The organism is Dermatophilus sp. B7861-1, assembly GCF_058996045.1.
In genome coordinates this window covers 620,080-644,042 of the sequence record NZ_CM180082.1, presented here as the reverse complement: position 1 = coordinate 644,042, position 23,963 = coordinate 620,080, and the positions used below count along the sequence as shown (strand labels likewise).

Annotated in this window: 19 protein-coding genes; 11 read left to right on the top strand and 8 right to left on the bottom strand. The window is 58.5% G+C overall.

The genetic code is table 11. The features are described 5' to 3' along the window. Position 1: 1 nt before the first annotated feature. Both AC2T9U_RS02720 and AC2T9U_RS02715 read right to left on the bottom strand, forming a co-directional pair. A complete protein-coding gene (locus AC2T9U_RS02720) occupies positions 2-1,465 on the bottom strand; it encodes a lipopolysaccharide biosynthesis protein (protein ID WP_493696570.1) in 1,464 nt (487 codons plus the stop codon). Beyond that, positions 1,462-2,817, bottom strand: coding sequence for a glycosyltransferase (locus AC2T9U_RS02715; protein ID WP_493696569.1), 1,356 nt, complete (start codon positions 2,815-2,817; stop codon positions 1,462-1,464). Before AC2T9U_RS02715 ends, AC2T9U_RS02720 begins: the two co-directional genes overlap by 4 nt. 200 nt (positions 2,818-3,017) lie before the next feature. Between AC2T9U_RS02715 and AC2T9U_RS02710 the strand changes: the two genes are divergently transcribed. From AC2T9U_RS02710 to AC2T9U_RS02700, 3 genes are read left to right on the top strand one after another with little or no spacing between them, the layout of a single operon-like run. Beyond that, positions 3,018-4,160: a YveK family protein gene (locus AC2T9U_RS02710; protein ID WP_493696568.1), complete on the top strand. Its 1,143-nt coding sequence runs from the start codon at positions 3,018-3,020 to the stop codon at positions 4,158-4,160. Then, positions 4,129-5,583 carry a hypothetical protein gene (locus tag AC2T9U_RS02705; protein WP_147279231.1) on the top strand — a complete coding sequence of 485 codons (1,455 nt, stop codon included), beginning with the start codon at positions 4,129-4,131 and terminating at the stop codon, positions 5,581-5,583. Before AC2T9U_RS02710 ends, AC2T9U_RS02705 begins: the two co-directional genes overlap by 32 nt. A 7-nt stretch (positions 5,584-5,590) precedes the next feature. Continuing rightward, the gene (locus tag AC2T9U_RS02700) at positions 5,591-6,607 is read left to right on the top strand and encodes a glycosyltransferase family 2 protein (RefSeq protein WP_115032740.1); all 1,017 of its coding nucleotides are present in this window, start codon (positions 5,591-5,593) and stop codon (positions 6,605-6,607) included. 76 nt (positions 6,608-6,683) lie between these two features. Here the strand turns inward: AC2T9U_RS02700 and AC2T9U_RS02695 are convergent, their stop codons facing one another. Beyond that, entirely contained in the window at positions 6,684-7,289 is a 606-nt protein-coding gene (locus tag AC2T9U_RS02695; RefSeq protein ID WP_493696567.1) for an acyltransferase, read from the bottom strand. Positions 7,290-7,560: 271 nt separating this feature from the next. Between AC2T9U_RS02695 and AC2T9U_RS02690 the strand changes: the two genes are divergently transcribed. The 6 genes from AC2T9U_RS02690 (at position 7,561) to AC2T9U_RS02665 (ending at position 13,048) form a co-directional block, all read left to right on the top strand. Beyond that, positions 7,561-7,914, top strand: a complete 354-nt coding sequence (locus tag AC2T9U_RS02690) for a MerR family DNA-binding transcriptional regulator (protein ID WP_220181610.1) — start codon at positions 7,561-7,563, stop codon at positions 7,912-7,914. Positions 7,915-7,933: 19 nt separating this feature from the next. After that, the gene (locus AC2T9U_RS02685) at positions 7,934-8,491 is read left to right on the top strand and encodes a DUF417 family protein (RefSeq protein ID WP_208303797.1); all 558 of its coding nucleotides are present in this window, start codon (positions 7,934-7,936) and stop codon (positions 8,489-8,491) included. Positions 8,492-8,704: 213 nt separating this feature from the next. Continuing rightward, entirely contained in the window at positions 8,705-10,102 is a 1,398-nt protein-coding gene (locus tag AC2T9U_RS02680; protein ID WP_208303798.1) for a glycosyltransferase, read from the top strand. Further along, complete coding sequence (locus AC2T9U_RS02675) at positions 10,099-10,896, top strand: hypothetical protein (RefSeq protein ID WP_115031155.1); 798 nt, start codon at positions 10,099-10,101, stop codon at positions 10,894-10,896. The genes AC2T9U_RS02680 and AC2T9U_RS02675 overlap by 4 nt, the downstream gene beginning before the upstream one ends. Positions 10,897-11,018: 122 nt before the next feature. Then, on the top strand, positions 11,019-11,774 hold the full coding sequence (locus AC2T9U_RS02670) for a response regulator transcription factor (RefSeq protein ID WP_493696566.1): 756 nt from the start codon (positions 11,019-11,021) through the stop codon (positions 11,772-11,774). Then, the gene (locus AC2T9U_RS02665) at positions 11,771-13,048 is read left to right on the top strand and encodes a HAMP domain-containing sensor histidine kinase (RefSeq protein WP_493696565.1); all 1,278 of its coding nucleotides are present in this window, start codon (positions 11,771-11,773) and stop codon (positions 13,046-13,048) included. Before AC2T9U_RS02670 ends, AC2T9U_RS02665 begins: the two co-directional genes overlap by 4 nt. 6 nt (positions 13,049-13,054) lie before the next feature. On the opposite strand, the gene AC2T9U_RS02660 is transcribed toward AC2T9U_RS02665, so the two are convergent. After that, complete coding sequence (locus tag AC2T9U_RS02660) at positions 13,055-13,570, bottom strand: hypothetical protein (protein ID WP_115031158.1); 516 nt, start codon at positions 13,568-13,570, stop codon at positions 13,055-13,057. Between the two features lie 106 nt (positions 13,571-13,676). Continuing rightward, positions 13,677-14,114: a hypothetical protein gene (locus AC2T9U_RS02655; protein ID WP_115031159.1), complete on the bottom strand. Its 438-nt coding sequence runs from the start codon at positions 14,112-14,114 to the stop codon at positions 13,677-13,679. A gap of 370 nt (positions 14,115-14,484) precedes the next feature. On the opposite strand from AC2T9U_RS02655, the gene AC2T9U_RS02650 reads away from it, so the two are divergent. After that, complete coding sequence (locus tag AC2T9U_RS02650) at positions 14,485-15,936, top strand: DUF1846 domain-containing protein (protein WP_243889217.1); 1,452 nt, start codon at positions 14,485-14,487, stop codon at positions 15,934-15,936. A gap of 85 nt (positions 15,937-16,021) precedes the next feature. Here the strand turns inward: AC2T9U_RS02650 and AC2T9U_RS02645 are convergent, their stop codons facing one another. Then, complete coding sequence (locus AC2T9U_RS02645) at positions 16,022-18,688, bottom strand: glycosyltransferase family 4 protein (protein ID WP_493696564.1); 2,667 nt, start codon at positions 18,686-18,688, stop codon at positions 16,022-16,024. 79 nt (positions 18,689-18,767) lie between these two features. On the opposite strand from AC2T9U_RS02645, the gene AC2T9U_RS02640 reads away from it, so the two are divergent. Further along, positions 18,768-20,207: an O-antigen ligase family protein gene (locus tag AC2T9U_RS02640; protein ID WP_493696563.1), complete on the top strand. Its 1,440-nt coding sequence runs from the start codon at positions 18,768-18,770 to the stop codon at positions 20,205-20,207. On the opposite strand, the gene AC2T9U_RS02635 is transcribed toward AC2T9U_RS02640, so the two are convergent. Together AC2T9U_RS02635 and AC2T9U_RS02630 are read right to left on the bottom strand one after the other, a co-directional pair. Beyond that, on the bottom strand, positions 20,175-22,601 hold the full coding sequence (locus AC2T9U_RS02635; protein ID WP_493696562.1) for a glycosyltransferase: 2,427 nt from the start codon (positions 22,599-22,601) through the stop codon (positions 20,175-20,177). The genes AC2T9U_RS02640 and AC2T9U_RS02635 overlap by 33 nt on opposite strands. Before the next feature lie 172 nt (positions 22,602-22,773). Further along, complete coding sequence (locus AC2T9U_RS02630) at positions 22,774-23,892, bottom strand: glycosyltransferase (RefSeq protein ID WP_493696561.1); 1,119 nt, start codon at positions 23,890-23,892, stop codon at positions 22,774-22,776. Positions 23,893-23,963: the final 71 nt, after the last annotated feature.

Here is a 23,963-nt window from a genome sequence, read left to right as displayed (position 1 = left end):
GTCAGCGTTGATGACGCTGTAGCCTCTTCGCCCAAGTTCGGGTTTGGTCTGGATGAGTGCTGCACCACGCCAACACGATGAGTGCAGCGATACCGATGCGGGGAAGGGTTTCAAGGTTTGTCAGGGTCGCGGCCAGGAAAGTGACCATGACTGCTGATATGACCAGAGCTGCTTCAGCTGTCCATCGCATCTGATATTTCTGCCAGGCGCGGGCGATGGTGGCTGAAGAGGTAGTCGATACACCTACTAAATATCCGATGGCGACTGCCTCAATTCCCCACGAACGTGGCGAGAGCGTCCATACCGTGGCTGCTGTTGCTAGCCCGGCAAGGCTGGCGATGGTTGTGTAGAGAATGCCGTTGCGTGAGCCGGCTGTGATGGCGTTGACGCAGGGAACCGCGATCATTGTGATGAGGACGGCCAGGAGCAAGGTCGCCATGATCGGGGCGGATTGGGTGAAAGCGGGGCCGTAAAAAGTTTGGATGATTTCGGGGGCTAGTAGGGATGCCACGACGACTAGTGGGAGAACAAGGAAGGTCAAACCGCGCACTCCGCGGTCAAGTTGTGTTGTGACTGCTGTGTTGTCTTTGCGGCCGAAAGCTTCGGCCATGTTGGGGTAGAGCACAAGGGATAGCGCTCCGGATAGCAGGGTCAGGGGCATGGCGAGGTTCCACGCTGCGGAGTAGGCCCCTGCTGCAGTGTGTCCGTGTGTGGATGCGATGAGTACGGATAGTTGCACGAGCCCGGCCGAGGCGAGGGAGCCGAGTGCGCCTAGGGTGACGAAGCGGTCAATTTCTCTGGTGAGCGCATGGGTTTGGGCTGTGGGCAGGGGTGGGTGGGGAGTGTGCCATGGCCAGCATGCTGCGGTCAGGAGCAGGAAGCCTAAGGCTGGTGGGATGAGCAGTCGTAGGTCGGTGATGTCCAGGGATATGGCGATAATGACGCCGAACAGGCCGATGAGGGATAGAGCGCAGTCGAGGGTGACAACGCGGGTGACGGCGCCTACTCCGTAGTGGATGCCACGGGTGTATTGCTGCCCGGCGATACCGAGGAGGAAGAGAGCGACGCAGGTAGCGCTGAGGGGGTCGTTTGCGCGGGTGAGGGTAATGGGGATGGAGATGAGGGCCAGGAGGAGGGCGGTGGTGATGACGCGGTGGTTGAGGTGGGTGGCGATGGTGTCGATTTCGTTGTGGTTATTTCGTCCGCGGGCTTGGGCGAGGAAGCGTGAGGCTGCTTGGCCGGCGGTGGTGGGCCACAGGAGGATGAGGAGTTGGGCGGTTGCTTGGCCGGTGGCGACGAGGCCTAATGCGCTGGCTCCAGCGTAGCGGCCGATGATGATGGTGATGGCTAGGCGGATGGCGCCTTGGCTGGCTAGTCCGATGAAGCTGGTGATGCCTCGGCGGGTGAGGTGGTGGTCGGTGGGTTGGTGGAGGTTGATGGGGCTGCGGAGGGGGTGGGGGTTCATGAGGTGAGTGCGCTGCGGAGTATGTCGATTTCGGCGGTGACGGTGTTGTGCCAGGAGTGGTTTTGGGTGTGTTGGGTCATGTGTTGGGGGCTGGGTGGGTTGGCGAGGATGGTTAGGGCGCGGGTGGCGAAGTTGTGGATGAAGTCGTTTTCGGTGGTGGTGTTGTTTGGGGGCGGGACGAGGGCTATGGCGTCGAGGGCTGATTCGCGTAGGCCGCCAGTGTCGGTGGCGACGACGGGGGTGCAGGCTGCGTAGCTTTCGGTGACGACGCATCCCCAGCCTTCTGCTCGGCTGGGGACGAGGAGGATGTCGGCTGCGTGCATGAGGGCAGGGATGTGGTGGTGGGGTTGGCGGCCCAGGAGGGTGATGTTGGGGTGGTTGGTGAGCTGGTTGCGTAGGGGGCCATCGCCGGCGATGACGAGGTGGGCGTGGGAGTGGGTGTGGGTGATGGTGTTGAGGATGGCTGGGAGGCGGTCGGCGCCTTTGATGGGGAGGAGGTTTCCTACGTAGAGGAGTCGGGGTCCGGTGGTGTGTTGCCATGGGTCGGGGGTGGGTGGGGGGGTGTTGGGGTTGGTGAAGAGGCTGAGGTCTACGCCGTTGGGGATGACGTGGCTGTTGGTGTGAGGCATGCCGAGGTTGGTGGCGTGGGTGCGTAGGGCATTGGAGACGTAGATGGTGGCGGCGGCGTGGTTGAGGGTGTTGGCAGCGGGGCGGGGGTTGTGGGTGATGGTGTGGGTGACATCGCTGCCGTGCATGGTGACGACGTAGGGGATGTGTAGATGGTGGGCTAGGGCGGCGGCGATGTGGCCGGCGGCGAGGCTGTACATGCCGTGTGCGTGGATGATGTCGTAGGGCTGGGGTTGTTGGTGGCAGTAGTGGATGAGTGCGGTGGTGGCGGTGCGGATGGCGTGGGTGGGGGTGTGTGCTGTGCGGCTGGCGATGGTGTCGGTGAGGTTCCAGTGGGCTGGGATGGGGAGCCATCCGGTGTTTTGGGCGTGGGGTGCGAGTTGTTGGTCGCTGTGTGTGGGTGCATGCATGGCCGCGCGTAGGAGGCGGACTGGGGGTGTGTAGGTAGGGGTTAGTGCGATGGGTTGGAGGTAGAGGTTGGGATGGTTGAGGTTGTTGATGGCGGTGACGCGGTGGGTCATGTAGGGGGCGCCGCTTGGTGTTGCTCGGGTGGGGTAGGAGTTGGCGAGCAGGAGGATCCGCACTGGGTCAGTGTGGCATTGCTGGGGGTTGTCGTTGGGGAATGTTGGGGGGGTGTTGCGTGGTGTGGATGGTGATGTTTGTGGCTGGCTGATGTGTTTGTGGGTTTTGTTGGTGTTGTTTGTTGTTGGGGTGTTGGTACACATGCTGGAGCTGGGGGAAGCCGGACGGTTGTTCTAGACGGGTATCGTGGTTGAGTCCACTTCCCGAACATCGCTTGTTCGTCGCTTCTGGCTGCACTTGCGAATAGCCCCGTGGGGTCAGGTGGCGTTGTTGCAGCGCCGCGCCGGGGGGATTGGCGTGTGGTGTCGTGGGCGTGAATAGCTGTCGTATTAGGGGGATTTACGTGGCCAGTCCGGGCCTTGCAAATATCGACCCGTGGGGTCGTTCGCTGATCGAGACGTTGCGTCGTTGGTGGTGGATCCCTGCCGCGTTGGCGTTTGTGGGTGCTGTGGTGGGAGGTGTGATTGGTGGGAATTCTCCGGCGACGGCGACGGCGTTGTTACGGGTGCAGTCGACTGCGAACAATGGTGATGGGTTGACGCAGGCGCAGCAGAGCGCGTTGACGGAGACGGGTACTTCGGAGGTTTTTCAGGCGGCTGCGAAGCAGTTGCGTTCCTCGGAGGGTGATCTTCGGGCACGTACTGAGCTGGCTGCGGTTCCGCAGTCGTTGATGATTTCGGCGAGTGTCACTGGTGATAGTCCTGAGGCTGCGGCGAATGCAACGAACGTGTTTGCTCAGGCTGCGGTGGCGGCGAGTAATGCTCGTGTGGCTGCGGATTTGAATTCGTTGAGTGAGCAGACGAGTCAGATTATTCGTGGTTCGCATTTGAATAATCCGCAGGCGGAGCAGGCGCGGGTTGCGGCGCTAGGTCAGGCGTTGGCGAGCAGTCAGGCCAATACGTTGGCGCAGTCGCGTCAGTTGACTGTGGTTCAGCCGGCGACGGCTGCGGGTGTGAAGCAGACGTCGGCTGCGGTGTTGGTTGTTTTGGGTGCTGTCGGCGGTGGCTTGGTTGGTGCGGGTATTGCGTTGCTCGTGGGTGGTCGCCGGGGCCGGATGGGCAAGCTGGCGGAGATGCGTCGTTTGTACCCGAATGTGGAGTTTTTGCCCACGCGTGATGTGGCTGCGGTATTGAGCATGGAGACTCCCTCGCCGCAGCGTGTGGTGGTCACTGGTGTGCGTTTGCCGGCTGCGGATGTGCAGGAGTTAGTGGGTCCGGTGGCTGAGGGTTTTGAGGCTCTTGGTCGTGAAGTGTCGGTGACGAAGAATATGGCGGCGTATGGGGCTTCGCAGCAGACGCCGTCGGATCCGAAGGGCCCTGTCACGGTATTGGAGACGGGCTTGTCCACTGCCATTGTGAAGCGTGTTGCTCGCGATCCTGAGGCTGTGTTGTTGGTCTTGGTGCGTTCGGGTAAGACACGTTTTGAGTGGCTTGATGAGTACGCGGGGCAATTTGGTGAGCGTACGTACATTGTTGTCGAGGGCTGATGGGGAGCGGGGCTTTGTCTCCGCTCCTTTGTCTCAGCATCAGCAGCGCGCGCACCAGCGGTTTGTGTTGCGTGAGTCGCATTTGGCTGGTGAACGTGAGTCGAAGTCGCGTTATCCGTCGCGGTTGCTTGATCCGGTGTGGTGGATCGGCGTGTTATTTGTCGCGAATTTCTTTCTCATGCGTTTGTCGGTTCCGGGGATTGATATTTCTTTGTCGGTGCCGTTGACGATCGTGTGGCTGGGATTGGCGTGGCGTTGTCACGTGATTGTGGTTGAGCCGCGACGGTTTTTGTTGTGGGTTGTTGCTGGTGGCGTTGCTGCTTTGGTCACTTTTCCGCAGATTCTGTTTGTTCCTGCCCCGTATGTGAGTGTGAACAGTTGGTTGTTGTGGATGGTGACCTGGCTTCCTGCAGCGTTCATGATGGCTGATCGCAGTCGTGGGACGTTTGAGCGTGCGCTGCGGGCAGTGAAGAACATCGGTTTGGGTTTGGCGAGCATTTCGGTGTTGTTCATGGTGGTGCAGGTAACTCCGATTGGGTATCGCGATTTTATTGGCGAGTCTTTGCCGTCCAATCTTGTGGTGAGCGGATTTAACACGTCGTATCCGCTTTTTTATGAGGCGAATATCTATAAGTCGAATGGCTGGTTCGCGTTGGAGCCGTCGTTCATGTCTTTCATTCTGGGTTTGTGCATTTTGGCGGCGTTGCTGATTCGTGCACGAATCTGGGAGGTCATGGTTTTGTCGGTTGGCATGCTGGTGACGGCTGCTGGTTCGGGCATGTTTGTGGCTTTGATTGGTGTGGTTGTGATGTTGTGGCAGCGGCAGTGGCCGTTGCTGCGTCGTTACTTGATACCGGGTTTGGTATTAGCTGCAGTGGCTGCTCCAACGACTATTGGTAAAACCATTTTGGATCGGTTGAGTGAGGGGTCGAGCGAGAATTCTTCGACTGCTCTGCGCACATTTGAGCCGTATCTGTATTTGTTTCCCAAGTGGGTGTCTGATTGGGGCATCGTGTTGTTTGGGGGCGGCCCGGGCTCGTCCCGGTATGTGGTGGATGCCTCAGGTGTGAATGGTCTGCTGGTGCCGACGGTGGGCAAGGTGTTCTTCGATTACGGACTTATCGCAGGGGCATTGCTGGCTGTGATCATCGTGGTTTCGTATGTGAAGGCTACTGAGCCTGCGATTGGGATGTCGGTGTTGGTGTCGATGTTGGTGTTGCAGCCGCCGGCGCAGCCGTTGATGGTTCCGGCATTTTTGTTGAGCACGCTGTGGGCCCCGGCGTTGCGAGACAACATTTTGGCGGGCACCGAGCGTCTTTATTCTCCTCGTAGGGCGGCAATATCTACCGCTGGTGTATCCGGCGATGTTGGTTCTGTTTCTTCTGCGGTTTCGGCTGGTTCTTCTTCCTCTGAAAGAGAGTGATCGCTTCATGTCTGAGTTGGTCAGCGTGATCATGCCTGTTCTCAACGAGTCGGCTTCAGTGGAGGGGGCGGTGAAGTCGATCCTGTCCCAGGAGGGCGTGGATGTTGAGGTACTTGTTGTCGATGGTCGTTCTTCGGATGACACAGCGGCGATTGTGCGACGACTAGCGTCACAGGATGAGCGTGTGCGTCTGTTGGATAACCCGAAAGTGGTGATCCCGTCGGGTTTGAATGTGGGGTTGGCTGCTGCGCGTGGTTCGTTTGTAGCGCGGGTTGATGGACACGCGACGATCACGCCGGGGTATTTCGCACAGGCATTGAAGCGTTTTGCAGAGAATCCGAAATTGGCTGCGGTGGGGGGGTTGCGTACTGGGGTTTCTTCTACTCCCACGGGGCGGGCGATTGGGCTGGTGCAGTCGAGTCCGTTCGCAATTGGTGATTCGATTAACCATTTCGGCACTGAGTATCAGTTGACTGACCACGCGTCGTTTGGTGTGTATCGCGCCGATGTTGCTCGTCAGGTAGGTGGTTGGGACGAGAACCTCATGGTTAATGAGGATGTGGATTTCGACCACCGGATTGCGTTGGCGGGGTATGAGATCGGTTTTGATCCTCAGATGGGGATCTTGTGGCATGTGCGTGACAACGTGCCGGACTTGTTCCGTCAGTATCGGCGATATGGGCGGGGTAAGGCGTTGATGGTGCGCAAGAACGGCCGGGAGGCGTTGCGGCCGCGTCACTTGGCGGCTCCGGTGGCGGTGATGGGCACTGTAGCGTTGGCGGCTTTGGCTTCGCGTCATCCGCGGTTGGCGCTGGCTGGTTATGCCCCGTATTTGGGGGGTCTTGCTGTTGCGAGCGCGAAGGCATTGAAGGGTCGTGAGGATTCAGCGCCGGTGGATGTGAAGTCGTTGCCGTTGGCGTTTGCGGGGATTCATTACGGGTGGGGTGTTGGGTTTTTAGAGGGGTATGTGTTGGGCAAGCAGCCTCGTCGTACTAGTGGCCGCGATAATTCCGATGCTGAGTAGCCCTGCGGGTTTGTGATCGTGCCGGTGGCTTGAGGGGGTGTCTCTGGCCACCGGCACACGTGTTTGTGCGGGGTTTTCAGTTTTCGAGAAGTTCGAGGGTTTCGCCGTTTTGGCGGTATTTCTCTCCTGTGCTGGGGCAGGTGAATAGTCCGTCTTCGCCGGGGGTGAGGGGTTGACCTGCGCGGCCGACCCAGCCGATGCGTTTAGCGGGCACTCCGGCGACGAGTGCGTGTGCGGGGACGTTTTTGGTGACGACGGAGCCAGCGGCGACTAGGGCCCAGGCTCCGATTTCGACGGGGGCGACGCATACAGATCGGGCGCCGATGGATGCTCCTTGACGGCAGGTGACGCCGACGTGTTCCCAGTCGTCTCCGCGTTTGAGGGTGCCGTCGGGGCTGATGGAGCGGGGGAAGTGGTCGTTGGTGAAGACGACGGCGGGTCCGACGAAGACGCCGTCTTCGAGTTCGGCGGGTTCGTAGACGAGGGCGTAGTTCTGGAGTTTGCAGTTGTCTCCCATTTTTACGCCGCTGCCGACGTAGGCGCCGCGTCCGATGATGCAGTTTTTCCCTAGTACTGCGTCCTCGCGGACTTGGGCTAGGTGCCAGACGGCGCTGCCTTCTCCGAAGACGGCGTTGTCGGCGACGTCGGCGCTTGCTTGGATGCGGACGGATGCCTCGGTCATGGTTCTCCTGCTGTTTGGGTGATGTGTGCAGTGCCGTTGTTGGTTGGTTTGTAGGCCTGCGGATCACGGTTGATGTGTTGGGGGAAGCCTAGTTGTGTTGGGGTGCCTTGGCGCGCGGGAGCTGTGGTGAATGCGGGTGGTGGGTTGTGCGTTGAGATGGTGTTGATGTTGGTGTGGTCGGGTTGCCTTGACCTTGGGGGCAGGGTTTTAGCCTGATCCGGTCATGGAGAGGGAAGAAATGAAGATCGGTGATCTCGCACTGAGGGCGGGCGTGACTGTGAAGGCTCTCCGGTATTACGAGTCGTTGGGTTTGTTGTCGCCGGAGCGCAGTGAGAATGGTTACCGCGTTTATAGCGAGAGAGATTTTCTCGTGACTTGTGAGATTAGGCATCTGGCGTCGTGTGGCATTCCACCCAGCCGGGTTCGTCCGTTTATTGAATGTCTCGATTCTGGGAATGAGTATTCGGATGATTGCCCTGAGGCTGCTCGTCTTTATGAGGAGACGATGGTGGAGATTGAGCGGGTGATGGGCGAGCTCGCTCGTCGTCATGCCACGTTAGGTGAACATCTGCGGCGACGTGAGGAGCGCAGGTTGGCGATTGGAAATTCTTCCCTCGGAGATTAAAGAGTTTGGGGAAGAAATCATGCGTAACGTCTTGGAAGCGGTGGCGAAGCTGGATCGGGTGAGCTTAACTCTCACGCGTATTGGTTTGGCTGTTGTTACTTTGTGGATTGGTGGCCTCAAGGTGGTGCCGTATGAGGCTGAGGGCATCGCTCCTTTTGTTGCGAACAGCCCTATTATGAGTTGGCTTTACAACGATCCGGCTGGTTACAAAAGTCACCGGAATCCGGAGGGCGCTTTGGTGGCCGCCAATAAGGATTGGCATGCCATGAATGGTTCCTATGTCGCTGCTCTTCTTATTGGCGCTACTATTGTGGCAATCGGGTTGCTGATTTTGGGGCATTGGATTCATCCCGTTCTTGGAGTGATAGGTGGCGTAGCTTTGACGGGGATGAGCTTTGTCACTTTGAGTTTTCTTGTGACTACTCCGGAGGCGTGGGTTCCTGCTTTGGGTTCGGCGGAGCACGGTTTCCCATATCTTTCGGGAGTGGGGCGGCTAGTGATCAAAGACTCGATCATGTTGGGTGCTTCTTTGGTCGTGGCGGTGGATTCAGCGCGTTGTGCATTGGCTCGCATGTGAGTGTGTGTGCCGCCCTGGCTGTTTGCTGTGGGCGGCACACTTGGTGGGCTGTGTGGCCGTGTCGTGCGGTGCGCGCTGAGGTTGTTTGAGGCGTTAATGTTGCGGAGAGCTTTTTGTTCCACCGTTTCTCGTGACCGTTTCTGCGTGTTGTGGGGCTTCGTGTTCGGTGGGTTTCCTTTGCAGCCGCATCCGTTTGAGGAGATGTCGTAACTCATGACCACCCCTACCCCGCCGCCGGATGCCGATCTTTTCCGTCCGCACATGTTGTATGTCGCGTGGGGTTTTCCGCCTTCACGTGGCGGTGGTGTGTATCGAGCATTGGCCACTGTGAATGGTTTCGTGCGTCAGGGATGGGATGTCACTGTTCTTACTGCTACGCGTGAAACGTTCATTGACTACACGGGTGCGGATTTTTCGCTGGAAGAGCAGGTGGATCCTGCAGTTGAGATAGTTCGGATTCCGTTTCCGTGGCCAAGCATGGACATGAATGTACGGAATTGGTCGCCTTTGCGGGCTTTGGCGCCGAAGGTGTGGCGACGCAGTCGCAAGTACCGGGATATGCGTGATTTTCCGGAGTCGAACTATGGGCCGTGGCGGCGTGATTTGGAACAGGCCGCGATTGATATCCATCAACGTAAGCGCGTACATATGACGGTGGCGACGGCGAACCCGAATGTGGATTTCATGGCTGCAGATGCGTTGTATCGGCGTTTCCGTGTTCCGTATGTAATGGATTATCGGGATGCGTGGATGCTGGATGTGTTTGATGGAACGTTCTTGCATCCTGAGGGTGGTCGCGTCGATAAGTTAGAGCGGCGTCTGTTGGCGGATGCGCATGAGGTGTGGTTTGTCAATGAGCCGATTCGTGCCTGGCATGCCAAGCGGCATCCGGAGGTGGCGGAGCGGATGCATGTGGTGGCTAATGGGTATGACCCTGAGTTTGCGCCAGCGCCAACGACTAAAAGCCCATCAGCTGATAAGCCGTTGGTGTTTGGGTATATCGGAACGGCTAGTGCGCGGGTACCGATCGCGGAGTTTGCGAAGGGGTGGGAGATTGCGCGGGGTCGTAGTGCTGAGTTGTCGAATGCGCAAGCGCAGTTGTGGGGGTATTTAGGTTTTTATTCGGCTCCGTCGCCAGCGTTGCTGAATTTGGTGGAGGAGCACGCCAAGGATGAGTTGTCGTATCAGGGCCCGGTGCCGAAGGCTAAGGTGCGGCAGATTTATGACACGTTTGATGCATTGTTGTTGGTTCTTGGCAAGGGAATTTATGTGACGAGCGGGAAGGTGTTCGAGTACGCGGCGAGCGCTTTGCCGATTGTTGCTGTGCATGATCCGGGGAACGCGGCGACGGATGTGTTGCGTGAATATCCGTTGTGGTTCCCGGTGAAGGATTTGTCGCCGGAATCGATTGCGGAGGCGTTGGTGGAGGCTGGGCGTGCGGCGCGGTCGGCTTCGGAGGAGACACGGGCGGCGTGTGCGCAGTTCGCGCGGAGGTATGCGCGGGATATCCAGCTGGAGCCGCGTGTGTCGGCGTTGAAGGAAGCTGTACCTGTGCCGGTTGGTGGGGTCGTGTTGGATGGTCCTGCGGGTGATGTGGAGGAGCAGGCGTGAAGATTGTTTTGCTTGATACGGGTCGGGGTGTTTCTGCTGAGACGATCCGGATGTGGCGGGAGAATTTGGAGCTGTTGGACACTGATGAGGTGGAGTTGTTGGCGTGGCAGCCGCCGGTTGAGCCGTTGCCGGTGGCTCGGCATTTTGTGTTTGGTCCGCGGTTGGACGTGCGTCGGCCGGAGCCGTTGAGCGTGCAGACGTTGGGTGGCTCTGGTGTTGGCGCTGATGTTGCTGATTTGGTTGCCGAATCGGCTCCGGGTGAGCGTGGTGGAGTTGTTGGTGCAGGAGGTGAGGAGTCTCCGGTGAGCGTGTCTGATCTTGCTGGTCAGATGGGTGAGGTGGTGCAGGATCACGTGACTCCGGGGCGTATTGCTGACCCCAATGGTGGGGTGTATCGCACGGGTGCGGAGGCGCGTGCTTCGGTCTCGTTGCCGAAGTATCATCCGGAGCGGGTGCGGCAGGGGGTGAAGTGGCGTAGCCGTAGGGTTAAGGCCAAGGCTGTGCAGGTCAAGCGAGCGGCAAAAGCAAATATTAAGGCTAGTGATAGGCCGTTGGCGAAGGTGGCGCAGCAGGCGATTGCGGTGAGGCACGGCAGTATTTCGACGCGGTTTGCGGTGGCGTTGTCGCGGTCTCGGACGGCCTCGGAGGTGTTTGCGGGAGCGGATTTGGTGTTCCCTGTGGATGCGCGGTCGCAGCGGGGTGCGTGGTTGTTGGCTCGTCGGCATCCTGGACCGGATGTGGTGGTGGGGTATCCGGCGGCGAAGCGGGCGTTGCAGGCGCGGCGCGCACGGTGATGTGTGTTTTTAAGCAGGGGCGAGGCTGTGTGGCTTCGCCCCTGCTTGTGTGTGTTGTGGGTGGTTGATGGTGCTGGTGAGGGTCCGTGAGATGGGCTGCTTGGGTCTCTACCCTTGTGTGTATGGATGCTGACGTGAAAAGCGGCGACGAGGGTGGGCTGCGGGTGCTCGTGGTGGAGGATGACGACGATCTTCGGATGACGACGTCGTTGGTGTTGCGTAAGCAGGGGTTTGTGGTGGAGACGGCTGCTGATGGTGTGGATGCGTTGGAGTTGTTGGCGCGTTTAGATCGTGAGGGGCTTTCACCGCAGGTGGCGGTGGTGGATATTGCGATGCCTCGGATGGATGGGATCACGTTGACGCGTCGGTTGCGTGAGCGTGCTGCTCCGTTGGGGGTGATTATGTTGACGGCGCGGGAGTTGCCGTATGACCAGTTGGCTGGGTTTGAGGCCGGGGCTGATGACTATGTCATTAAGCCGTTCGATGGGGCTATTTTGGCGGCCCGGATTGTGGCTGTGTCACGACGTTCTATGGCCGCTGGGGTTCAGGCGGGTGCGGGGGCTGGGTCACGGTTGTCTGCGCCGCATGTGCAGGCAGTGGGTGATTTGCGGGTGGATCGGGATGGGATGACGGTGTTTCGGCATAGCGATGGGGTTGAGATCACTTTGTCGGGCACGGAGTTTCGTTTGTTGGCGACGTTTTTGGATCGTCCGGGCAGGGTACTGACTAAGTCGCAGCTTTTGGATTTGGTGTGGGATATCGGTGATTGGGGTGATGACCACGTGGTTGAGGTCAGTATTGGTCGATTGCGTTCGAAGATTGGTCCGGGGATTATCCATACGGTGCGGGGGCTGGGATACAAGCTGGTGGTGGAGTGAGTTTCGCTGGGTCTTCGTGTAGGTCGAGGAAGGGGTTGCCTGCATTACGGCGGTTGAGGTCGGTGCGGGTGTACATCACGGTGGCGGTGGCGGTGACATCGCTGTTGGTCTCGTGTGTGGTCAGTGGTGTGCTGGCAGTGCGGGCTGCGGATTCGGCGACGGATGCGGTGCGGGGGCAGGCGTTGGCACGGTTGATCGCTGCCAGTGAAGGGTATTCCTTGGATGGCCGGTTACGTTTGGGGGCTTCGATGGATACGGATTCTGCTCCTGAGGCGGTGCGTTCGGCACTGGCTGACCCGAATACGAAGGAGAAGACCACCTATTACGACGGCGCGCATATGTGGGCTGCAGCCAGGTTGGGACCAGAGGTGGCGTTGGTGGTTCAGCTGGATGCTTCAACGTTGGCTAAGCAGAACGAAGATCGTCTGCAGACGTTGGGTATCGCAGCTGCGGCGTCGTTAGTGCTGTCGGGTTTGTTGGGGTGGATTGCGGGTATCACTATCTCTTCACGGCTTCGCCGGGCAGCTGATGGGGTGGTGATGATCGCTGATGGTGAGGATGTTTCGGTGAGCCAGAAAGGTCACGATGAGGTGGCCGTGTTGACTGCTGCCATCGATGACATGGCGGCTACGCTGCGTGGGCGGGTGGAGTTGGAGCGTGCGTTTACCTCAGACGTAGCACATGAGTTGCGTACGCCGTTGACGGCGTTGGTCAGTGCTGCGGAATTGTTGCCCGATGACGAGTCTTCTTCAATTGTGCGACGGCAGGTGACTCGGCTGCGTCGTCTAGTAGATGACCTGTTGGAGTTGTCGCGACTGGATCGGGCTGCTGAATCTGCTGATGTGGAGCGGGTGGATTTGGCGGTGACGGTTCAGGAGTCATTGCGACGTCTGGGTGATGTGGGCGCTGAGGTGGAGTTCGTGGCTGGTTCGGCGGCGGAGGTGCTGGTCGATACTCGACGGTTGGATCGGGTGATCAGCAACTTGGTAACTAACGTGGTGCGCCACGGTGGTGGTCAAGCGCTATTTCAGGTGGATGGCAATACGTTGACGGTGCGTGATGCGGGACCTGGTTATCCGCAAGACGTTATTGAGAATGGTCCGCGCCCGTTTCATGCTGGGACTGGTAGTAAGGGATCAGGGTTGGGGCTGACGATTGCGTTTAAGCACGCTGAGACGATGGGGGCCGTGGTGACATTAGGCCGTTCTGAGCCTGATGCCCGGCATCCGGGGCTGTCTGGTGCGCAAACTGAGGTGACGTTTATGAGCGCGTGAGTCGCGTCAGCGTCGAGCGCTCCATACCGTGGTTTTATCTTGTCCTTCGGGGACTTTGTCGGTGTAGGTAATTTCGATGCTGGTGTAGGCGCCAGCGCCGTTAGCGGTAAGGGCGCCGGTGGCTTTGATCCGCACTGGGTAGGAGACAGGTTTTCCTTCAGCACAGTTAGGGACACAGCTGTTCTCGCGTAGGACTGCGCTGCCTGTGGCTTGGGTATCTCCCCAATTGTCCCATTTCACTGAATCGAGGGCGGAGTTTGAATCAGCGCATGCAAGGGTGAAAGAGGAGGGGCGTTGCACAAGTGACTTGTCACAGTCTTGGAGGTAGAACTGGCCTTTTTTCGCTGCGCTATTCAACGCGGCGTGGTCTTCTCCGCTGGCAGGAGTTACTGCTGGCAGGGCCGATCCATGTGCCGCGGTCACGGTTCCTTGGTCGGGGACGGAGCAGCCGGTGAGAGAGATAAGAAGCGCTAGCGCCGCAGTTGCAGCCATTTTTGCGCGGTTATTCATGGGCTGTGCCATGCCTTATGTCCTCTCATGGGACTGATCGTGTAGTGAGGGTAAGCCTGCCGGCCGGTGGGGTTGCGTTCTCTGGGGAGTTTCCGACCGGCAGGCGAGTAAGGGGAAATCAGTTGCTGTGAACGATGGCGTTCGCGGTGCGCCCATCCGGGGCAATAAGTGTGAGACGGATCCAGGAACCTTTAAGGTCGGCGGGGATCATGATGTCTGTGGTGAGTGCTCCTGCATCCGCGGCTGGGTGGAGGGTGCCTTTAATGCCGTGTGGCCCAACAACGGTGGCGTGGGTGAAGCTGCGTCCAGATTTGTCGCTGCCTGCGTCTGCGAACACGGTCAGCTGCTGTCCGTGCTTGAAGGTGGACTCGGTCCAGAGGCGGACGCTGGGTAGTTTGGGCCCGGCGGTCTTGCGCACGTTGGCGACTGTTTGGGCTTCTGTCGGTGCGGCCGAGGCGGTGCTGTCTTGAGCGATGATGCTGAGCGAGGGTCCTGCGATGAGGGAGACCGCCAAGACTGCAGAGGCGACTTTACCTACGGAAAAACGAGCGGACATTGTCTTCTCCTTCACATGACCATCGACACCGTCGGTGGTGCGTCCAGTGTCTTTGACGGTGGGGAACGCCTCGCGTGAGCGAGGCGCCCGGCCCCTGATTTCCGGGTTTCCCTACCGACATCTAGAACTCTGGGGCACGAACCTCACAAGAACCTCACATGACTTTCACGTCCCCCACACATATATTTTGGCGAGCCGTTAGTAGGTATTTGGGCGATGGAAAGCTCTCGTTGAAGCAGTTATTGATGTGATTGGGATGCGTCACATCGCACGTACTGGCAGGCCAAAACGATAAGCTCCCTGCGGCATACCCTGGGGAGGAATTGTGAACGCACACGCCATTGGCTTTGACCGCGACAAGTACATCCGTATGCAGACCGAGCACATCAGTGCACGTCGAGCACAGTTCGGTGGGAAGCTGTATCTGGAGTTTGGTGGAAAGCTCTTTGATGACCATCACGCCTCGCGTGTGCTGCCCGGTTTCACTCCGGACAACAAGCTGGTGATGCTCGAGTCGATGAAAGACGACGTCGAGATGGTCGTTGTTGTTAACGCTCGAGACCTTGCTTCTAACAAGGTCCGTGGCGATTTGGGTATCGGCTACGACGCAGATGTGCTCCGCCTAGTTGATGAGTTCCGCACCTATGGCTTGTACGTCGGCAGCGTGGTGATTTCTCACTGGAGCGAAGACAACCGCACCGCGAAAGCTTTCAAACGCAAACTCGAACGTTTGGGGCTGACTGTCTACCGTCACTACCCCATCAAGGGTTACCCCAACGATGTCGCGCTCGTTGTGAGTGAAGAGGGTTACGGACGCAACGACTACATCGAAACCACCCGCAACCTTATCGTTGTCACTGCCCCCGGCCCAGGTTCAGGAAAGATGGCTACGTGTCTTTCGCAGCTTTATCAGGACCATCAGCGCGGTGTGGAGTCTGGCTACGCGAAGTTCGAAACTTTCCCGATCTGGAACCTGCCACTGGATCATCCCGTGAACCTGGCTTATGAGGCCGCTACTGCCGACCTCGACGATGTCAACATGATTGACCCGTTCCATCTGGCTGCGCATGGTGAGCAGACAGTGAACTACAACCGTGACGTCGAAGTTTTCCCGGTCTTAAATCTGCTGTTCGAGCAGATTATGGGGGCTTCTCCCTACGCCTCCCCCACCGACATGGGTGTCAACATGGTGGGCTTTTGCATCAGCGATGACGAGGTCGTCCGCTATGCCTCTAAGCAGGAAGTGATCCGCCGCTACTTCAAGGCTTTAGCCCGCGAGCACAAAGAGCAGATCGAACCAGTTGAGAGCGAACGTATCGCGCTAACGATGAGCAAACTCGGGGTCGTCGACACTGATCGTCCTGTCGTTGAACCTGCCCGCAAGCTCGCTAAGCGTTCTAAGGGCCCTGCCGCTGCGATCGAACTACCTGATGGGCGCATCATCGCTGGCAAGACCAGCTCGCTGCTAGGACCGAGCTCGGCAATCCTGCTTGACGCACTCAAAGCATTAGCTGGCATCGACGACAAGGTGCATCTGCTCTCCCCCGACACGGTCGCCCCCATCCAAGCGCTCAAGACACAGCATCTGGGCAGTCACAACCCGCGTCTGCACACCGATGAGGTGCTTATTGCCCTGGCTGTGGGCGCCAAGCACGATGAAAACGCTCGCTTAGCTCTGGAGCAGCTGCAGAATCTGCGTGGCTGCGATGTGCACTCCTCCACCATCTTGGGCAGCGTCGATGAGGGCATTTTCCGGAACCTGGGCGTACAGGTCACCTGCGAACCCGCTTACGCAACGAAGAAGCTCTACCGCAAGAGCTGATCTGCCTTGCCGCTGAGGGGGCTTTCCATCGCTTGTGTCTGTTGGAAAGCCCCCTCACCGTTGCAGTGAAACTGGTGCAGTTTTCTCAGGAGTGGATGTTCAGCTGCTCAGCCAGCACTGCCGCGGATCGGGTGCCGTCATGCACTTGGCGCACAAACTCTGGTCCAGAAGCAGCCACTGCGCTGAATCCGTCACGATCAGTGAGGACCTCACGCAACACTGCCTCTAAACGGTCTGCAGGTGCCTCAACCACCGGTACTTCCAGCCCCGTTTGAGACTTCACATGCTCACGAACTTCTTCGATGACATGTCCAAGCACAAGTTTTCCTGCCGCCATCGCTTCACACGCGGCTACCCCGTACCCGCCTAAAGCGAATTGGTCGAGCACAATGTCAGCGCCTTTGACCAGGTCGACCATTTCTTTTTGGGTGGCGCCTTCTACCCGCTCATATCTGATAAGCCCTTCTTCGACGAGCGGCCCCACCGCGGCTTCAACGTGAGCGCTTCCTTTCAACGAGGAACGGCTCGGTGTGTGGAGCACTACAGGTACCGGTTTATCCAGCACAGCCGACTCAGCGCTCCACATCTGGACATCAACCACCACTGGAAGCCAATACGCACCCGGCATGTGCCGCAACAAATCTGGTGTTGAGACAAACACAGGACCGCCGAAGGCCTCGTCAGCCATGAAGGCTCGCACTTTCGGCGCGAGGATATCCACTACCCGTTGTAACCGAGCAGTTTGCTCATCTGCCGGGTCAGCGAAAGGCGACCATGGTGTCTGCTGGGCATTGATTGACGGGTTACGGATCTCACTGCCGTGCAACAGCAGCCCCACCCGTACACCTGCCGCGCGCAACACTTTCACATCCCCAACAAAGTCATGACCATGCCGCAACCCGAACACAGGCCGCCCGGCCTCCACCAGGGCATGCGTCCAGTCCTTCACTGCACGATTTTCCAGTGCCTGCGCCCACTTGACATCACGCCGATAGGTTGTCGTCTCGACCCACGTGTCATGCGGATACCGGAACTTCTGTCCCCGGTCCACTTCCATCACAGAGGTGCTCACCCCGGGTATCGCTCGCTCGAGTGCCTTAGCCCATTGCCATGCCTGGCCAGCCATATTTGCTGGCCCAAACCCAACGTAACTTGCCCGGTCATCATGACTAATTGGCCGCTCTACCATCTCTTCTAGAGTCGAACTAGATTGCGGCTCGCTTATCCCTGCATCCCCGACCGCGACACTATTCGCTCGCACCATCAACGACTTTCCTACCGGAAGCCCTCGACGGAATAGGTCGCGGTATAGCTCACGTAGTGTTTTTTCCTGATACTCCCAGGCGTATGGCGTCAATAGGTCGGTGTTTTGGCGGATACGTTTCTGAAATTCATCTTTACGCGATAGTGCTTCTTTGACCACTGTCGCGAATGAGGCTGGGTTGCCTGCCTCATGAACTAGCCCTACCTGTTCACGCTCAACGAACTCTTTCTGTGCACGCGTATCACTGACAACCACTGGTAGACCGGCAAATAAGTACTCAAACAACTTGTTCGCGAGCGCGAACTCGTGGCTACCGAAGTGCAGGATGGGGATGAGTCCGAGGTCTGCTTCGGCGACAAAACCGCTCACGTGATCTGGGCGCACCGGTTCGATGAAGTGCACTCGGTCCTCAACGCCACAGGTTCGCGCCAATTCGGTGAGTTCACGTACTGGGGCTGTGGTGGTTCGTGGCACACATACCACTGCCACATGCACCTCAGGTAGTGCGAGTAACGCGCGTACGGCTGTATCGACGCCTCGGGCGGCAGTGACCCCTCCCGAATACACCAGTAGTGGTGTTTTCTTATCAACGCCGCATACCTCACGAAGTGAGACCTCCGCCGAGCGTTCAGCTGCGGAAAGCACTGGGGCGTTCATCACCACTGTTGGTTGTCTGGCTAGGTCGTAGTCTTTCTGCAGCTGCTCAGCCAGGGGTTGTGTCACTGTGACCACGGCGTCGGCGTCGCGGATGTATTCGTTCTGCAGATCGAGGTAGGCGGCTCGTTTGCGCACTGGCCTGCCCGGATAGATTGAAAGACCAGCTACGTATTCGTGAGCGTCGTAAACCCAGGCTGCTTCCTTACCGTTGGCTCGCCTACGTGCTACCGCACGCGCGGCGATACCAACCATGTGCACGTCGTGGGCGTGAATGATGTCCCATTCCAGGGAATCAATTACTGGGTCAAATGCGAGCGCGTAGTCGTCAATTTCGGGGATATCGCGACGCCAGGCTACGAGGGCGGCAGAGTTGTCGATTGATTCGTACAGTTTTTGACGCCAGTTATCTTCGTACTTGCTCAAGCGTGTGGCCTGTTGTTCAAGCTTTGTTTGCGCTACTCGCCATAGGGCGGCTCGGGTAGCGCGATTTGCTCCGTTAGCGCCTTTTTGTTCGGCAGCTTCGCGTTGGCGCAGGCTGAGTTGAAGTTCGCGCAGTCTTTTTTCGCGCGGAGATGGCTCGTTTACCACAATGAGGCGTTTGTCTCGTCGTGCTTTGCGGGCGGCGTTAGCTCGGTCACGGAATCGCCATGCCACCGGTACGCGCACGATGCGTACTGGGCCCAGCGTTGATTGTTCCCGCACTCCTGTGGAGCTGTATCCCAAGATGGTGACCTCAATATCACCGTCGGCTAGCGCCAGCGCAGTTTTGAGGACACGGGTGTCGTGGCGAATGTCATTGCCAACCATCATGAGAACGCGTCGCGGAGTCACCTGTACCACTGTAGTTCCTGACTGTTTTCACGGTGGCGTATCCCCTGTATGGGCCGTAACGCCGATACGCTCAATTCTTATGCGAGGCGAAGATATTGATGAGGCGTCAGGCTTACTGGCCAGTGGCGAATTCAACACTTCTCGCCCACTGTCGGTGACGTGGTTTTCCTATCTCGTCGCTGCGGGGGGAGCTTGCGCCGTTGTTTTTACTGTGGCTGGCGGCTTGGTCTCTCTTCCCTTGCATGAGATGGGGCTAGAGAACGCTTTTTTGTGTGTTGTCGCTGCCGTAGCGTTTGTTGCTTTTATCAGTAGTGGCCCGCGCATTTTCCGACCTGCTGCGTGGGCTTTTCCCTTTTTTGTAGCCGCTTTTGTTTTCTGGTCTCCGTATGCTTTGGCTCGCACTCCTGACGTACGTGCTGGTGAGCTTGAGTTGACGCGACTGTTTACGGCTTTTGTTATGGCTTTAGCTGTTTATGCGTGCACGCAAGCAACCAGCGTTGGGATGACTGGTATGCGGCTGGGCTGGTTTTTTGGACTTGTGTTGTCAGTTGTTGTAGCTGGGTGGGAGATTTTTACACGGCAGCATTTGTGGACCTCTGCGAGGAATCCGTTTATTTTTCCTGAACCTGTCGTGGTGGGCACTTATATCAATCCCAATAATTTCGCGACTGCTTTGGTGGCGATGATCGTTGGGGCGATTGCGTTAGCGGCGCAGTCGCGTTCGCGCCTGTTTTCTGTGGTTGTGCTGGGTGTGGTTGCTGCTGGTTGTGTGGCGGTGGTTGTTACTCAAAGCCGTTCGGGGGTGTTGGCGCTGGTTGTTGTGCTGGCGTTGGAGGTGCGGCGGCGGATGCTTACTCGTCGTGGGGAACGTTCATTGGTTTGGCGGCAGCGGTGTGCTGGCGTATCTGGACGATCCCGTGTGCTGGTGAGGGTGGCGTGTGGGGTTATCTGCTGTGGGGTTGTTGCTGCTTTCACCGTGCCAGCGTTAGTGGCGCGTAATCCTGTTATGCAGATGCTGGTGGCGCAGGCTGGGGCAGAAACACGGCGTTCAGACACTCTTCGGTTGCAGTTACTGAAGGCTGCGTGGCGTTATTTGCGTGATTCTGGGTGGCTTGGTTCGGGGGCTGGTTCTTTTGAGTATTTGTTGTGGCATGATCCGGCTCCTGCAACTTTGAAGCTGACGAATCTTCACAACGCTTTTATGGAGTTGCTGACCCAGTACGGTGTTCCTATTGCTGTTTGTTACGGCATGTTCGTAGTTGGGGTGCTGGTGACGCTGGTGGGGTCTGTGCGTGTTCCTGATACCCGTGTCGCACGGTATGAGGCAATCGGTTATCTCATTGCGCTAGGTGCTTTGGGTGTTGCGGCCAGTTCAGCTCTGCATGTTTCGACGTGGTGGGTCATGCATGCAGCTGCTGGTGCGTGTGCGTGGCGGGTTGCTACGCACACGCACCGTTTGCCGTTATGGGGACAGGAAGGTGCGGGGTCAGTTGATCCAGGTGGCAAGGACATTTGCTGACTTAGTGCCGTCGTGTACTGCTCGAACGAAGTCTTGCCCTGCTTGACTGAGCGCTATTCTCCGCTGTGGATCTTCTGCCAGGCTGCGTAGCACCTGTTCGATCTGATCTGGCTTAGCCTCAACGATAGGTAGCTCTAGACCGGTGTCCGCGGTGATTTGTTCGCGGGTTTTTTCGGTCACGTGCCCTACGACAACTCGTCCTGCCGCCATCGCTTCACATGCAGTGACACCGTAGGTGCCAAGCGCGAATTGGTCGAGAACGACGTCGGCTGCTGCGTATCGGGCTCGCATACGGCTCGGCGCAGTGCCACCAACGTTGGAGTATGTGATGACGCCTTTGCGGGCCAGGTCGGTGACGGCTGGTTCGATAAGCATCGTTCCTTGCAACAGCGAGTGGCTGGGGGCGTGCATCACGCGCATCACCCCTTCGTGGGGGTTTTGTTCTTCGCTTTGCCAAGAGTCGACATCGACGACGATTGGGCACCAACGCGCCTGAGGCACGTAGTCGAGTAGGTCAGGAGTGGAAACGAACGTGTGCCCGCAGAATTGGGTCATCGCTTCGATGGTGCGTTGTGCGCGTTGTTCCAGAACTTCGAGGGAGGGCACACCGTCCCAGGTTTCGCCGTAAGGAGACCAAGGGTGTTCTTTACGGTGAATGCTGGGAACGCGCACATCTGCGCCGTGGGCGATGAGCGCGACGTTTAGGCCTGCTTCGCGCAGTACTGGTATCTCGCCGGTGGCGCGGGTTCCATGTCGGAAACCGGTCACGGGCCGCAACGCTTCGATGAGAATGTGCGTGTAGAACTCGCCGAGATAGCGTTCTTGCCGTTCGCTCCAGCTTTCGTCGGAAAAGAATGTTGGGTCGATCTGATAGTCGCTGGGAAAGCGCAGGAGATGGCCGCGGGTTGCCATCGAGGTAGCGGATACGCCATCTAGGTGAGTGCGCAGGGCGCGTGCCCAAGCTGTCCCTTGCCCGGCGAGGTTAGCTGGCCCGATGAACACTCGTCGTGCAGCGGTGAGATCGGGGACAGGTTTGAAAGGGGCTACTGGTTCGGCTTCGCGTTCAGCGAGTGCGTCGGTGGCGGTAGCAATTTTCCCGCCGGTGAAATGCTCGGAGAGCACTTTCGCTGATAGTCGCCCGTCATGAATTTCGGCGACGTAGTCCGGCCCTTTCGCGGCGAAGGCACGGGCGCTATCGCGGTCGGTGATGATGTCGAGGAGGACTTCGCGCAGGGTTTCTACAGTTGCTTCTTTAATAGGAATATCCAGTCCGGAGACTTCTTTGACACGCTGACGCACCACGTCACCCAGGAATGCCACAACTACGCGGCCAGCGGCGAGTCCTTCAATTGCAGTTACTCCGTACAACCCCATGACGAGTTGGTCGATAACAATGTCAGCTTCGCTGAACTCGCGTTGAATGTCAGTGTGAGATACGCCTCGGGGGGTGCGGTATTCGATGTGCCCTTCTTCAGCGAGCTGGGTGCAGATCTCGTCGATGAAGTCGCTTCCTTTGAGCTTGCCGTTGCTGGGAATGTGCACCACGCGTGGGATAGGGCGTGCCAGGAGGGGCCAGTCTGAATCCCAGTGGTAGGTATCGATGACGGTGGGGCACCAGTGGGCGCGCGGGGCATAGTCGATGAGATCTGGGGTGGAAACAAAAACGGGCCCATCGAACTGTTCGATGATGCGGGCGTTGTTGAGGGCCCGCTTTTCGAGGATTTGGTACGTCCTGTCCTCCGGGTCATCGAAGGGGCTGTGCGGGAACATTTGTGCGTGTTTAGAAGGGATGCGTAGGTCAGATCCGTGGGATATCAACGCAACAGCTAGCCCCGCTTCGGTGAGCCGGCTGATTTCGATCTCGCAGGTATTGCCGTATCGGGTTCCAAATAGGGGACGTTCGGCTTCGATGAGGGCGTGGGTGTAGTGAGCAAAGACGTATTTTTCTTGCTCTTTTTGCCAGCCGATGTCGCGGTAGGCCTCAGGGGCTACTTCTTGATCGACGGGGAATCGGATAGCTCCTTTAACAGCCATGGAGCGGGCTCCGACGCCGGTGATGTGTGTCTCCATCGCGTCTGCCCAGGCTTTTCCTTGGCCTGCGAAGTTCGCGGGGGCTACCCATACTCGAACAGGTTCGTTGGGTAGGAATGGCCGACGGGAGGCTGCGGCCAGTACCGCTGGGTCGATCGGTGCTGCTGGGGTTTTGCCTGTGCTGGCGTCGACAATGCGTACGGCGGCGGCGGGTAGGTGACGTCGTACGACACGCAGCTGTGTTTTGACCGGATCAGGCAAAGCTTTCCGAAGAGGTGATTGCGGACCAAGCGCGAGCCGTAGTGCCTTTCGTGCCGCTTTGCTCGCGGCTCGTCGTGCGTTGTTCGGGGTGGACGCGCTCATGGAAGTGGCCTCCCTCTCGTTGGGCGCTTTGTCGTGTGCTGTGGAGTTGGGCCTGCGGCGGCGGTGGAAGCGCGTGTGAGGCGTCCGGGGTTCATTCTGCCGTGTTTTGGGCGCTGTGGCCCGTCGTCAGGCTGGGTGATTCGCGCGCGTCTTCCCGCTTGAAAATGAATTATCAGCGGACTGTAAGAAGTTCACTAATAGCGTCGGCGAAGTCGTCGTAGCCGCTGCGAGCAGATCGCAGGCGGGTAGCCTCGGTGAGCGCAGCGGCGCGAGCGCGGGCGTGGATCTCTGGCAGCTCGGACCATTTCTGCATGTGGGCAGCAACTGCGGCACCGACAGCAGCATCTTCTCCTACCGGCACGAGGATTCCGGCTTCCGTGTCGGCCAGAACATCATGCTGTCGCGGCAGGTCGGTGCTGATTACTGGCAGTCCGCACGCAAGGTATTCGCCGAGCTTACTTGGCAGTGCCTGTTGGAAGGCAGGAGTCTCAGCGAGAAGTACTAAACCTGCCCAGGCTCCGCGCGCTATCTCCCATGCGGCGTGTGGCGGACGGCGTCCATGCAGGCGGACTCTCTCAGCTAGGCGGTTGTCGCTATCGCAGCTAGCAGTGAGTTCTTCTGCATCGGCGGGCGCTACTGGCCCGACAATGTCCAAAGTCCAGTCCGGAGCCAGACGTAGCGCCTCGATCATTGCGAATAAACCTCGGGATCTGCGCACATCACCGATATACACAGCCCGGGGTTTAGGGTCGGGGTCGGCGGGGTCTGGCAGGAGAGCTGGCACGGGCTCGTTGCGCAGAACGAGTCGATTTCGTGCCTCCAATGGAGGTACGTGATCGTCAGCGACAAGAGTTAGCGCGGCTCGTTTGGCGATGGTGGTAAATGCTTCTACGACACCGTTTCCAATGATGCCGGGTAATCCTGCTGCTTTGTTTGCCCATGGCCGGTCACGTAGGAGGGCTGCGTAGTCTTCATGAATATCGACGACAAGAACTCGACCGGAAGACATGACGATGGTTCCTGCAGCGACTGCTGAGTCAGGGTCGAGGGTGACCAGAACACGCCCACCGGCTGAAGCGGCCATCCTGGCTGCCAGTGGAGCTCGAGCGATGATGTGCGGGCGTTTCCACGTTCGCACAGACGCGCAGGTGGGGCCGTCTGCAGGGTCACCGAGTCCGAGAACTTCCACGGACATGCCGCGGGCCACCAGGGCCTGCACTTCACGATGCAGGCGGGCATCAGCGACATCGTGACCGCTTGTCACGAAGGACACGTCGTAGGAAGAACGCATGGTCCACGTTTACCAGGTGAGCGGGGGCGGAGCGAACCTGTTAGTACTATCCGCCCCCTGCTCGATGGTCA

What these genes read in the sequence shown, in the direction of transcription:
- AC2T9U_RS02680 (WP_208303798.1), top strand. Translation starts at nt 8,705, where the DNA reads ATGACCACCCCTACCCCGCCGCCGGATGCCGATCTTTTCCGTCCGCAC.
- AC2T9U_RS02695 (WP_493696567.1), bottom strand. Translation starts at nt 7,289, where the DNA reads ATGACCGAGGCATCCGTCCGCATCCAAGCAAGCGCCGACGTCGCCGAC.
- AC2T9U_RS02660 (WP_115031158.1), bottom strand. Translation starts at nt 13,570, where the DNA reads ATGGCACAGCCCATGAATAACCGCGCAAAAATGGCTGCAACTGCGGCG.
- AC2T9U_RS02630 (WP_493696561.1), bottom strand. Translation starts at nt 23,892, where the DNA reads ATGCGTTCTTCCTACGACGTGTCCTTCGTGACAAGCGGTCACGATGTC.
- AC2T9U_RS02700 (WP_115032740.1), top strand. Translation starts at nt 5,591, where the DNA reads ATGTCTGAGTTGGTCAGCGTGATCATGCCTGTTCTCAACGAGTCGGCT.
- AC2T9U_RS02635 (WP_493696562.1), bottom strand. Translation starts at nt 22,601, where the DNA reads ATGAGCGCGTCCACCCCGAACAACGCACGACGAGCCGCGAGCAAAGCG.
- AC2T9U_RS02655 (WP_115031159.1), bottom strand. Translation starts at nt 14,114, where the DNA reads ATGTCCGCTCGTTTTTCCGTAGGTAAAGTCGCCTCTGCAGTCTTGGCG.
- AC2T9U_RS02670 (WP_493696566.1), top strand. Translation starts at nt 11,019, where the DNA reads ATGGATGCTGACGTGAAAAGCGGCGACGAGGGTGGGCTGCGGGTGCTC.
- AC2T9U_RS02685 (WP_208303797.1), top strand. Translation starts at nt 7,934, where the DNA reads ATGCGTAACGTCTTGGAAGCGGTGGCGAAGCTGGATCGGGTGAGCTTA.
- AC2T9U_RS02640 (WP_493696563.1), top strand. Translation starts at nt 18,768, where the DNA reads ATGCGAGGCGAAGATATTGATGAGGCGTCAGGCTTACTGGCCAGTGGC.
- AC2T9U_RS02720 (WP_493696570.1), bottom strand. Translation starts at nt 1,465, where the DNA reads ATGAACCCCCACCCCCTCCGCAGCCCCATCAACCTCCACCAACCCACC.
- AC2T9U_RS02650 (WP_243889217.1), top strand. Translation starts at nt 14,485, where the DNA reads ATGCAGACCGAGCACATCAGTGCACGTCGAGCACAGTTCGGTGGGAAG.
- AC2T9U_RS02715 (WP_493696569.1), bottom strand. Translation starts at nt 2,817, where the DNA reads ATGTGTACCAACACCCCAACAACAAACAACACCAACAAAACCCACAAA.